Annotated in this window: 10 protein-coding genes; 6 read left to right on the forward strand and 4 right to left on the reverse strand. The window is 59.3% G+C overall.

What is annotated here, in order from left to right:
- Positions 1-42: 42 nt before the first annotated feature.
- Positions 43-372 carry a DUF6388 family protein gene (locus HU759_RS13725; RefSeq protein WP_169987799.1) on the reverse strand — a complete coding sequence of 110 codons (330 nt, stop codon included), beginning with the start codon at positions 370-372 and terminating at the stop codon, positions 43-45.
- 296 nt (positions 373-668) lie between these two features.
- On the opposite strand from HU759_RS13725, the gene HU759_RS13730 reads away from it, so the two are divergent.
- Positions 669-2741 carry an EAL domain-containing protein gene (locus HU759_RS13730; RefSeq protein ID WP_017136816.1) on the forward strand — a complete coding sequence of 691 codons (2073 nt, stop codon included), beginning with the start codon at positions 669-671 and terminating at the stop codon, positions 2739-2741.
- Here HU759_RS13730 and HU759_RS13735 read toward each other — a convergent pair.
- From HU759_RS13735 to HU759_RS13745, 3 genes are read right to left on the reverse strand one after another with little or no spacing between them, the layout of a single operon-like run.
- Entirely contained in the window at positions 2738-3586 is an 849-nt protein-coding gene (locus HU759_RS13735; RefSeq protein WP_170040050.1) for a metal-dependent hydrolase, read from the reverse strand. The two genes, HU759_RS13730 and HU759_RS13735, sit on opposite strands and share 4 nt — an antisense overlap.
- Before the next feature lie 15 nt (positions 3587-3601).
- On the reverse strand, positions 3602-4492 hold the full coding sequence (locus HU759_RS13740; RefSeq protein WP_170040049.1) for an SDR family NAD(P)-dependent oxidoreductase: 891 nt from the start codon (positions 4490-4492) through the stop codon (positions 3602-3604).
- Positions 4489-6024, reverse strand: coding sequence for an NAD(P)/FAD-dependent oxidoreductase (locus tag HU759_RS13745; RefSeq protein WP_186618218.1), 1536 nt, complete (start codon positions 6022-6024; stop codon positions 4489-4491). Before HU759_RS13745 ends, HU759_RS13740 begins: the two co-directional genes overlap by 4 nt.
- Positions 6025-6299: 275 nt before the next feature.
- Between HU759_RS13745 and HU759_RS13750 the strand changes: the two genes are divergently transcribed.
- From HU759_RS13750 to HU759_RS13770, 5 genes are all read left to right on the forward strand, one after another.
- The gene (locus HU759_RS13750; RefSeq protein ID WP_099547833.1) at positions 6300-7298 is read left to right on the forward strand and encodes an alpha/beta hydrolase; all 999 of its coding nucleotides are present in this window, start codon (positions 6300-6302) and stop codon (positions 7296-7298) included.
- Between the two features lie 282 nt (positions 7299-7580).
- The gene (locus tag HU759_RS13755) at positions 7581-8861 is read left to right on the forward strand and encodes an alkane 1-monooxygenase (protein ID WP_186618217.1); all 1281 of its coding nucleotides are present in this window, start codon (positions 7581-7583) and stop codon (positions 8859-8861) included.
- Between the two features lie 134 nt (positions 8862-8995).
- Entirely contained in the window at positions 8996-9490 is a 495-nt protein-coding gene (gene praA / locus HU759_RS13760; protein ID WP_138452388.1) for an alkane oxidation protein activator PraA, read from the forward strand.
- 134 nt (positions 9491-9624) lie between these two features.
- Positions 9625-10137, forward strand: a complete 513-nt coding sequence (praB, locus tag HU759_RS13765) for an alkane oxidation protein activator PraB (RefSeq protein ID WP_017136809.1) — start codon at positions 9625-9627, stop codon at positions 10135-10137.
- Between the two features lie 123 nt (positions 10138-10260).
- Complete coding sequence (locus tag HU759_RS13770; protein ID WP_017136808.1) at positions 10261-11706, forward strand: outer membrane protein transport protein; 1446 nt, start codon at positions 10261-10263, stop codon at positions 11704-11706.
- Positions 11707-11742: the final 36 nt, after the last annotated feature.

The raw sequence follows: 11742 nt of genomic DNA on the forward strand, positions 1-11742 counted from the left end.
ACCGAGTTGATGCCATCGCAGGCAAGCCAGCTCCCACATGACCTACCCAGCCAACTCATGCAGCCGGCAGTACTCTTCCCACCCCAACCCCGCCATCTGGGCGACTTCTTTATGCACTTCCAGGCGCTGAGCCTCAAAAGTTTCAGCCGACTCGGCCGTCAACTTGAGCGTCAGCTCCCAGGCAAACAGATTCTGGCGCTCAGCCTCGGCCTCGAAAGCTTCATGCAAGCGCTCGGCGCGATACTGCGCGAGGGTTTCGCCTTTGGCTTGGGCGGCCAGAGGGTTGAGGGTATCCAGTTGCGTCGCCACCTGGGGGTGTTCATTCAAGAAACGGTCCAGGGCGCGCTGGTGGTTATCACCGGGTTCTGACAAGGGCTTACTCCTGATGGGATGAAGTGAATAGATGGGGTCACGCACAAGGCTTTGCAATCAGCTGGCGGGCAATCGCCACGTAGGCGGGCAGGGTCGCTGGCCTGGGCATCGAGAAAACGGGTTTGAGGGCTGACCTGACGGCCCCGATACACCGCGCAATCTGAAATTAACTCTGAATAATTAATTGTAGTGCGGCAAAAGCCTTTCGCTACCGGTAGGTGGCCGTGTAGCGTTACATGGGATTTTTGGGCACTGCCAAGCATGGGCAGAAAGCGATACGGGCAGAGGGACGGGGCATGGCGCAAACGCTGTTCAAACTTTTCCTCACCCAACGCCTGGCGGCCTTGGCCAGTACCGAATCATTGCGCGCCATCCGTGAAGGCTTGCTGTGGATCCTGCCGTGCCTGCTGGTGTCTGCCGGTTTCCTGATCTTGGCTGAATGCGCCAAGGTGCTGGGCTTCGATCCGCAGGTGGTGGCCTTTCTGTCGGGGTTGCATAACCAGATCAGCTCGGTGATCCCGCTGCTGGTGGCGGCATCGATTGGCTACATGCTCGCCATCCAGCACCGGCTGCCACAATTGCCAGTGGCATTTTTGTGCCTGGCCCACGTGGTGATCGCCACCTTTGTATTGCGCGACTACCCGCGAGCATCGGCGACGTTTGTATTGTTTATCGCCATCGCTTCGCCGCTGTTGAATGTGCCGACGATCGCCTGGCTGCACCGTTTCCGCTGGACACGGCTGGTCAACGAAGACTTGGTGGGCCACAACCTGCGCGGCACCATCAACATGGTGGTGCCCGGCGCGATTACAGCGCTGTTGCTGGTGGTGGTGTTGTCGTTGATGTTGCAGATTCCCTATGTGGCGCAACTACAGGGGCCGCAGGTACTGGATGCATTGCAAACGCCGTATGGCAGCGGATTGTTTGTGACCTTGATGAATTCGCTGCTGTGGTTTTTCGGCATTCACGGTGTGTACGCCATGCAGCCGCTGTTTGATGTACTGGACCAGGCCGTAGTGCTCAATGGCGCCGCGCTGGCGGCGGGTGAACCGGTCAAGTACCTGCTCAACAGTGGCCTGCTCGGTTCTTTCGCGTTTATCGGTGGGTCGGGCGGGGCGTTGTGTTTGCTGCTGGCGATCCTGTTGTTTTCCAAAAGCCAAACCATGCGTTTGCTGGCAATGGCCAGTCTGCCGCTGTCGTTGTTCAATGTCAGCGAAGTGCTGTTGTTCGGCTTGCCGATCATCCTTAACCCACGCTTGTTTATCCCGTTTCTGCTGGTGCCGGCGTTCAACACCCTGCTGGCATTGACGGTGGTGCAGTTGGGCTGGGTATCGCCGGCGGTGGCCAGCGTGCCATTTACCGCGCCAGTGCTGCTCAATGCCTACCTCAGCACTCACGGCGACGTGGCGGCGGTGGTGCTGCAAGTGGTGCTGTTGGGGCTGGGCACGTTGGTGTATGCGCCGTATGTGCGCGCGATTCATCGCCAGTCCAGTGAGGGTGGCACGGTGTACCTCAAGTCGTTGGACATGACCTTCCGTGGCCTCGAAGAGAAAGGCCGCCTGCTGGAATTGGACCCGGTGTTGGCGTCCCACAAGGCGGCCGCCCGTCAGGCAGTCGAATTGAGCCGTATCCAGCAGATCAGCGATTACGAGTTCTACCTGGAATTCCAGCCGCAAGTCTCGACCCGCACCGGCCTGTGCACCGGCTGTGAGGCGCTGATGCGCGCGCGGGACAGCCAGGGCACGGTGCATTCACCCTGGGAGTTCCTGCAATGGCTGGCCCAGGCGCGGTTGATGCCGGATGTTGATCTGTGGGTGGCGTCCCAGGCCGTGCGCCAATATCAGAAGTGGCAAAAGATCGGCTTTGCCTTGCCCATGACCATCAATATTTCCAGCGCCACGCTCACTCACGCAGGCTATGGCGAGCGCCTGGTGGAGATCCTTGCCCAGGCCTGTGGCCAGATCTCGGTGGAAATCACCGAAGATGCATTGGTGGGTGATGTCCAGGCCACCCGCCAGACCATCCAGAGGCTCCAGGCGATCGGCGCCAAGGTGTATATCGATGACTTCGGCACCGGGTTTTCGGCCTTGAGTTACCTGCATCAGTTTCCGGTGGACTTTATCAAGATCGACCGCAGTTTCGTGGTGGCCCAGCGCGACCCCAAAGGCGCCCAGGTGTTGACCGGCATGTTGCGCTTTTGTGAGGCGCTGAACCTGGGCGTGGTGGTCGAGGGCGTGGAGACCGCCGAGCAGTTGGCCTTTTTGAATACCGGCACCGAGCTGTTTATCCAGGGCTGGTATTTCAGCAAGGCGCTGCCCGGCGACCTGCTACCGGGCTTTGTCCGCAGACGTGCGGCGGCTCAGGCTTAAGCGTGGGCGGACGCGTATTCGCGCCGGGTTTTTTCAATCGCTTCGACCAGGTCGTCGATACCCGCCAGGCGTGCACGGTTGTCATGGTCCCAGGGGTGAAAGCCCGGTTTGAAATAGTGCAACCACGGCCGCAGCATGCGTGGGAACACGCCCTTGGGCCCGTATAGAAACTTGAGCATGCGCCAGAACCCCTTCAGGTGCCCACCGGCTTTGCGGTCGGCCAACAGCAGGCGCACATGGAAATCAAACACGACCAGCCAGAACAGCAGCGTGGTGGTCAACATGGTGCCGGTGCGCAACAGATAGCGCATCGGCCCAGGCTTGATCACGGTGTTCCACACATCGAACGCCACGGCCTTGTGCTCGGTTTCTTCGAGGGCGTGCCAGTACCACATCTGCTGGTAGCCCTTGAGTGACTCGCCAAAACGCGACGGGTCGCTGAGCAGGATTTCCGCGAGCATCGCGGTGTAGTGTTCCAGGGCGATGGTCACCGCCAGGTTGAACGACGGTGGCAGGTGTTTCTTTTGCAGGTCGAGGAAGAACTTCAGGCGCTTGTCGAGGGTGTGCGCCGGCAGACCGGCCGCTTGCAAGTGATCGTTGTAGGCCACGTGTTCGCGGCTGTGCATGGCTTCCTGGCCGATAAACCCCTGGATTTCTTTCTTCAACGCCGGGTCGTCGATGCGCTGGCGGTAGTGGCGCACGCTGTCCATGAAAAACAGCTCGCCCTGGGGAAACAGCAGCGACAACGCGTTGAAAAAGTGCGTGATGAACGGGCCTTGTTCGTGCCAGTCCTTGATGCGCTCGGCAGGCAAGGCAAAACGGATATCGCGACGGATCGGCAGCATGGTGCGTGCTCCTGTTCAGAGTCGGGTTTCGTCGTTGGTTTCGAACACCGGCGTGCGCGGTTTGGGCGCCATACGTTTGCTGGCGAACACCACCAGGGCCTGATAGGCCGCCGGCAGGCACCGGGCGAGCAGGTCGAGAAAGTACGCGTCGCGACCGATCAGCACGCGGCGCTTGTTCTTGCGTACGCCTTGCAGAATCACCTTGGCGGCCTGGTCGGCGTCGGTGATGAAGAGTTTTTCGAAGTCGGCGCGGGCCTGTTGCTCGCTGTGGATCAGAAAGCCGGTCATGTTCGCGTCGATGCGGCTGCTGCGGCAGATGTCGGTGCGAATGCCGCCGGGGTGTACGCAGGTGGCGGACACACCGCAGCCTTGCAGGTCGAGCTCCTGGCGCAGGGATTCGGTAAAGCCGCGCACGGCAAACTTGGTCGCGTTGTAGCCGCTCATGCCCGGCTGGGCAAACAGGCCGAACACGCTGGAAGTATTGACCACATGCCCTTCGCCGCTGGCTTTGAGGTGCGGCAGAAACGCCTTGGTGCCATGCACCACGCCCCAGAAGTTGATGCCGACGATCCACTCAAGGTCGGCATAGTCCACACCCTCGACGGTGCTCGACAGCGCCACGCCGGCATTGTTGAAGATCAGGTTGACCTGGCCATGCTCGGCCGCGCAGCGTGCGGCCCAGTCTTGCACGGCCTGGCGGTCGGCCACATCGACGACGTGGGTGGTGATCATGATCGGCGACAAGGTTGAAGACTTGATCAGCGCGAGGGTGTGTTCCAAGCCTTGGCTGTTCTTGTCCGAAAGCGCCAAGTGGCAACCTTCGCGCGCCAATGCGAGGGCCAGGGCACGGCCCATGCCGGAGGCTGCGCCGGTGATTGCCGCCACGCGGCCATTGAATGACTTCATGACAGGCTGCCTTCTGCAGTGGGTTGCGGGGCCACAACCGCGCGCGGCGCGGAGGCCGGCAACGGGTTGGCGAGGTAGTCCTTGAGGGCAAAGTGCCGGGTGACCTGCTTGAAACGCCAGGTTGAGCCGGGCCACAGCGTGGTGTTTTTGCCGGTGCGCGGGTCCAGGTACCAACTTTGGCAACCACCGGTGTTCCAGATGGTGTGCTTGAGCTTGTCCTGCAACTGTTGGTTGTAAGCCTGCTCGACGGCGGGTTTGACCTCGACCGTGGCAATGCGCTGGTGCTGCATGTGCTTGAGCGCATCGAGGATGTAGGCGACCTGGGCCTCGATCATCAGAATCATCGAGTTATGCCCCAGGCCCGTGTTAGGCCCGACAATCAGGAACAGGTTGGGATAACCCGGCACCGTCGTACCTTTATAGGCGTGGGCGCCGTCGCGCCAGGCGTCCATCAGGTCGATACCGTCGCGGCCGATGATGCAGTCGCGGGGGAGTGGATCGGTGGCCTGGAAACCGGTGCCGAAAATCAGGCAGTCGGCCGGGTGCTTGATGCCGTCGCTGGTGATCACGCCATCGGCTTCGATGCGCAGCACCGTGTCGGTGACCACCTCGACATTGCTGCGTGACAGCGCCGGGTAGTAGTCATTGGAGATCAACACGCGCTTGCAGCCGATGGTGTAGTCCGGCGTCAGGGTTTTGCGCAGGGAAGGGCGCGCCACCTGTTTGCGCAAGTGGCGCAGGGCGATCTTCTGCACCATCTTCATCAGCCGCGGGTGCAGGGCAAAGCCCACCACGCGGCCTTCCAGCGCCCAGTAAAAGGCGCCGCGCACCAGGCGTTGGGTAAACGGCAGGTGTTTGAAGGCCCAGCGTTCGAGCCTTGAAATCTCGCGATCCGGCTTGGGCATGATCCACGGTGGCGTGCGCTGGAACAGGTCCAGGTGCGCCACCTGCGGGGCAATCTGCGGCACGAACTGGATCGCACTGGCGCCGGTGCCGATCACCGCCACGCGCTTGCCTTTCAACGAATAGTCATGATCCCAGTGCTGGGAGTGAAAGCGTTTGCCCTTGAAGCTGTCCAGCCCTGGAATATCCGGCAACGCCGGGCGTGACAGGCCGCCCATGCCCGACACCAGCGCCCGCGCGCTAATCTTGCGGCCATCGCTGAAACTCAGTTGCCAGCGTTGCTGCTGCTCATCAAACACCGCACGTTGCAGGCCCATGCCGAAGCGCAAATAGGGCGCCAGCCCGAACCGCTGCGCGCAGTGCTCAAGGTAAGCGCGGATCTCCGCCTGTGGCGCAAATTGCCGCGTCCAGTTGGGGTTGGGCGCAAACGAATACGAATACACATGGGACTGCACGTCGCAGGCGCAGCCAGGGTAGTGGTTGTCACGCCAGGTGCCACCGAGGGTGTCGGCCTGCTCGGCGATAAAGAAGTCGGTAAACCCGGCTTCCTTGAGTTTGATCGCCATGCACAGGCCGGCAAAACCTGAACCGATGATGGCGATGTCGATGGAATCAGTGTGGGCATTCATAGGCTGTCCCTCATGGGCATCAGATGTGCTCCTGTTTTTGTTTTGTCTTTTAGATAGAACACCATTGCAAAGAAAAAATGAATTAATTATTTTAAAAAAGATTTTAAATAATCTACCTGAAAATATCGCCTACGCTAGGACCTTGTTCGCAATGTGCGCCTTGTCCGACAGACGCGCACGCTATGCAGCAAGTCCGGGTCCAGGGTGTGGACGGTGGCTGAGGCCTTGACCAATACCGGTCAGGGAGCAGCAGCAGGGAAGCAGAGGACCGAGCTATGGCGGTTGAATGGGTTGTTGCTGCGGGTGTGTTGGTGGGCGCCAGTGCGCTGCTGTGGGGCTTGAGTGCCTGGATGACACGGCGTATAGAAACCACCGTTCCGATCAACGGGCGTTTCGTCGAGGTCGATGGCGAGCGCTTTCACTATGTCGAAGAAGGTAAAGGCCCACCGCTGGTGATGATTCACGGGCTGATGGGCAGCAGTCGCAACCTCACCTATGCGTTGTCCGGGCAATTACGTGAACGCTTTCGGGTGATTACGCTGGACCGTCCGGGCTCCGGCTATTCCAGCCGTGGCGCACACACGGCGGCAGATCTGCCGGCCCAGGCCCGCCAAATCGCCGCGTTTATCAAGACCCTCGACCTGGATAAGCCGCTGGTGCTGGGGCATTCCCTTGGCGGTGCAATTGCCCTGGCGCTGGCGCTTGATCATCCGCATGCGGTGTCCGGGTTGGTCCTGGTTGCGCCGCTGACCCACCCGCAGCGCCTGTTGCCGCTGGTGTTCCTGTCACTGGCCGTACGCCCGGCCTGGTTGCGTCGTTGGGTGTCGCACACCCTGACCCTGCCCGTGGGGCTTTTGACCAAAGGTTCGGTGGTCAAGGGCGTGTTCGCCCCCGATACCGCGCCACCGGACTTCGCCACCCGTGGCGGCGGGCTGCTGGGGATGCGCCCGGACAACTTCTACGCCGCCTCCACCGAGATCAACACAGTCAACGATCACCTGCCGGACATGGTCAAGCGCTACCCGCAACTGACCTTGCCCATCGGCCTGATCTATGGCGCGCGCGACAAGGTGCTGGACTTCCAGAAGCACGGCCAGGCCCTGGCCAGCAAGGTGCCGGGGCTGAAGCTGCAAGTGGTGGAGGGCAGGGGTCATATGCTGCCGATCACCGCCACAGAGCGTGTGGTGGCGGTGGTGGAGCAGATTGCCAAGCGCGTCAAACCGCCGCAAAACGACCCGCTTTCGCAACGGCCATTGGCCCTGGTGGGTAAGTAGCTGGGTAAGTAGTTGGGTAAATGATTGTGCAATCCGACTCGCGGTTCAACGGCGTCGATGCCTGCTTTAGACACCTGACCAAACGGCTGAAAAAGAGACTGCCCGGTCACGTTAAAAAGCCTTCGAGAAACTAGTTGACGACCTAACGATTCCGCGCTATTAATTTTAAAAAATTATTTCAATGTGTAATTTGAAACAGTTTTTGAAATGCCTAAGAGCGAATAAAATAATGAAAAAAACGCCTTTTATCGCATACCCAACCTGCCTCGTTCGGAGGCTGCCATGAATCAGACTATTGCAAGCCCAACCGTCTGGACCGACGGCAAGCGTCACCTCTGGTGGCTCGGCATCATGCCACTGGCAACCCCCTTGCTGTCCGGCGCCCTGGCAATTACCACCGGCGTACAGCAACTGTGGTGGGTCGGTGTGCTGGTGATCTTCGGCCTTATCCCGCTGATCGACGGCCTGCTCGGTGAAGACGTCAGCAACCCACCCGAATCCGCCGTCAACCACCTCGAATCCCAAAGCTACTACCGCTGGATCGTCTACACCGGTGTGCTGTTCGTCATCTCGTCGGTGGTGATCACCGGCTGGCTCGCCGCCGGCGGCATCGACTGGATCATCAGCGGCGGTCTGCTGAACGCCACCGCCCACCTGGACCCGTCGAGCTGGCTGGCCAAAACCGCCGCCTTCATTACCGCGCGTACTGAGTTGCACGGTGCGGTCAGCTGGTTCACTTACCTGGGCATGGCGATGTCCACCGGTGCTGCCACCGGCATTGCCATCAACACCGCTCACGAACTGGGGCACAAGCCCAAGCCGCTGGAAGTGTTCCTGGCTAAAGTGACCCTGGCGCCGACCTTCTACGGGCACTTCTACACCGAACACAACCGTGGCCACCATGTACGCGTCGCCACCCCGGAAGACCCGGCCAGCTCGCGCCTCGGTGAGAGTTTCTGGGCGTTCCTGCCGCGCTCGGTGTGGTTCAGCGCCGTGTCAGCCTGGAACCTGGAGCGCGAACGCCTGCGCAAACTCGGCCTGCCGGCCTTGCACTGGAAGAACGCGGTGCTCAGCGCCTGGATGTACAGTCTGGTGTTGTGGGGCGCGATGATTGCCTGGTTGGGCGCGGCGGTAATTCCGTTCCTGATCATCCAGGGCATCTACGGGTTCTCGTTGCTGGAAGTGGTCAATTATGTCGAGCACTACGGGCTTAAACGCCAGAAGTTGCCCAACGGTCGTTATGAGCGTTGTTCGCCTCGGCATTCGTGGAACAGTAATCGGATTGTCACCAATATCTTTCTGTTCCAACTTCAGCGCCACTCCGATCACCATGCCAACCCGACCCGCAGTTACCAGTCGCTGCGCCACTTTGATGAATCGCCGCAACTGCCTTACGGTTACGCCAGCATGATTGTCTGGGCCTATGTGCCGTACTTGTGGCGACGTCGCATGGACCACCGTGTCTTGAACCACTATGCCGGGGATATCACCCTGACCAATCTTCAACCGTCACAGCGGTTGAAGTATCTGGAGAAGTACAGCAACAGCGCGACGCCGTTTTAATCTGAACTAACGCCTGTGTGATTGAACTCGGGGTCTGTGTACCGCGCAGGCCTTCATCGCCCAGGATTTATCGGTTTTAGTGCAAGTCAGTGGTTTGACCCTACAACAATAATTTCAAGGGAAGGACGTACACCATGCAAAGCCCTGCCACCTTTACCGCCCATGTCATCCTGGCCGCACTGGGCCTGATGGTTTACCAACAAGCCCAGGCTGCGCGTATCGAGCCGGCCGGCAGCGCCTTTACGGCCCAAGGCCCGATCAGTTTTTCCAAGGGCGCGCTGATCAGCGCCGACTGCACCATCAAAGTGGCCGGCAAGGTCGCGGCCAATGGCGCGTCGGTGAATGTCGACAAAGTTGAATTCGATGGCGGCCTGAAATGCAGCCGCGTCGAGGCTATCAACTTGCCGTGGGTATTAATTGCCAAAGACACTAAAAGCGGCTCGATGTCGAACATCAGCGTGGATGTGCATGCCTTCGGTTTAGGCGGCAAGTGCGGCCCGTCGACCGCCGACGGTACTTGGGATAACGCCACCGGCAAGTTGGAAGCCGCCAATGTGCCGATTGGCGAAGACTGCAAGATCAAGACGGTGTCGATCAAGATGCCGCCAACTTTCAAAGTGGTCGAATAAACGAATTCTAAAACTGTAGCGGTATAGGCATTGAAATTTGGCTGGAAAGGGAAGTTCTGCAGTTTCACCGTGACCTCTCGATCATGGCCATTACCCCTGGCGAACTGACTCGCCATAACATGTGAGGAAAAACAATGAAAAGCTTGAAAACTCTCGTGTCGTTGACTGCTCTGGCTGTTTGCATGGGTGCTGCTTCCATGGCGAGTGCAGCCACTATTTCTCCTGCAGGCACGGGCTTTTCCACGCCTGCCGGGACCATTGCGGTGTCGTCGCCAGCGTCGTTCGGTGCGCCTGTTTCCTGCAATATCGTGTTCACCGGTAGTGTGGCCGCCGACGGTTCCGCCGCTGCTATTACGGGCGCGACTGTCAGTGGTGCCAACCCACTCTGTGGCGTGCCGGTGCTGCTGGGTCTGCCTTGGACCTTGACGCCAACCTCCACGAGCACCGGTGCAGGTGTGTATGCGGGTACCGTGTCCGGCGTCAACTTCAAGATTGTCAGCAACTGCGCCAGTGGCCCGGTCACTATCAATGTGCTCTACAACAACAACACCCACGCCATCACCGTTCCATCTGCTCAAACGGTCGGCAGCTGCAAAATCACTGCTCTGAACGCCGCTCCAAGCCCAGCACTCACTGTAAATCCTTGATAGCAACGCGTTGGACGTGATGATCACACGTTGAAATGCAGGTGCCCCTCTCGGGGCACCTGTTGAGGAAAACCAGGGACGGTAGGCCCGGCCGTGGTGGATAAAAATAATAAGGAGTGGAGCATGAATAATAAGAAACAACCGGCCCAGACGTTTATCGGCCTGGCATTGTTGGGCGGTCTCATGGTCGCGGGCGGTTCGGTGCAGGCCGGTGGCTTCTCGACTCCTACATTTGGTGCCCAAGGTTGGGGTCGTGCGTTCGGTGGTGGTTCGTTGTTCAAGGACGACCCGTCCTCGGCGTACAACAACCCGGCTGCCATGGCGTTTATCGATCAAACTATCGCGCAGCAAAACGTCATTTATGCGCGCGTCAATATCAAGTTCAAAGGCAATGCCACTGATTACAAAGGCGACCCAGCTTCTGTAGGGGTATTGGACGAGTTTGGTGGCGTTACCTCTACGCCGCGTACGGGTGATGGTGGCGAAGGCGGGTTCACCGCTTGGCTGCCGACCGGGTTCCTGGTGATACCCATTAACGATCGTTTCAGTGTTGGTTTAAGCCAGGTGGTGCCCCAGGGGATGAAGTCGACCTGGGACCCGGATTGGAAAGGCCGCGATTTTGCCGTAGACACCAAAATCGAAACCGTGGGACTGACCGGTTCGCTGTCCTTCAAAGTTAACGATCAGTTCTCTATCGGTGGCGGCGCCATCGTTCAGCATACGAGTGGGTTTGTCAGCCAGAACGTCGACTTGTACGCAGCAGCGGCAGTTTCACCGGGGCTGGGCGGCTTTGGTATTCCCTTTCCATCCGGAGTGGGCCAATCGCTGATTCGGGTCAAGGTCGATAATACGTCTGTGGGCTGGTTTGGCGGCATGGCGTGGAAACCCACCGACCAGGATACCGTTGGCTTCAACTACCACGCCAAAATCAAGAACAAGCTGGAGGGCAAGTACAAATTCAATGCCGACCCAGGAAGTCGGTTACTGATGACTGACGTAGGCGGCGACGGCTTGACGCTGGTTGAGCGCGCTTACCCAGGCTTGAAACTGTTCCCGGACGGTGCCAACGCCAGCACGCAACTGGACATCCCGGCGACTGCTGCCATCGACTGGGTACACGTGTTCAATGACCGCTTCACCCTGGGCGCCAGTGCCTTGTGGACCCAGTGGTCGTCCTTCAAGGCCCTGACGTTGAAGTCTGACGGCAATACCATTGTGTCGATTCCTTACAAGTACAAAGACGTGATGATGTACTCGCTGGGCGGCGACTATAAGCTCACTGACGATTTCACTCTGCGTGCCGGTGTTGCCTATGATCAGACGCCTACCCGTGACTCCACGCGTGACCCGCGCATTCCTGACGGTGATCGTTATTTTGCCTCGTTGGGTTTTGGCTACAACATCAAAGCGGTTCCAGGCTTGAGTGTGGACGGCGCCTACTCGCGGCAGTTTGTACAGGAGGTCAAGCTCAAGACCGTCAACGAAGATCGCCTTGGGGCTGCGCGCCTGGATGGAAAGGTGGACAGCAAAGGGGAGGTGGTAAGCCTGTCGGCCACGTATAAGTTCTAACCCACAATCTGTGCGTGCTCAGGTGTGAAGTGGTCA

The organism is Pseudomonas sp. OE 28.3 (assembly GCF_014268205.2).
GTDB lineage: Bacteria > Pseudomonadota > Gammaproteobacteria > Pseudomonadales > Pseudomonadaceae > Aquipseudomonas > Aquipseudomonas edaphica.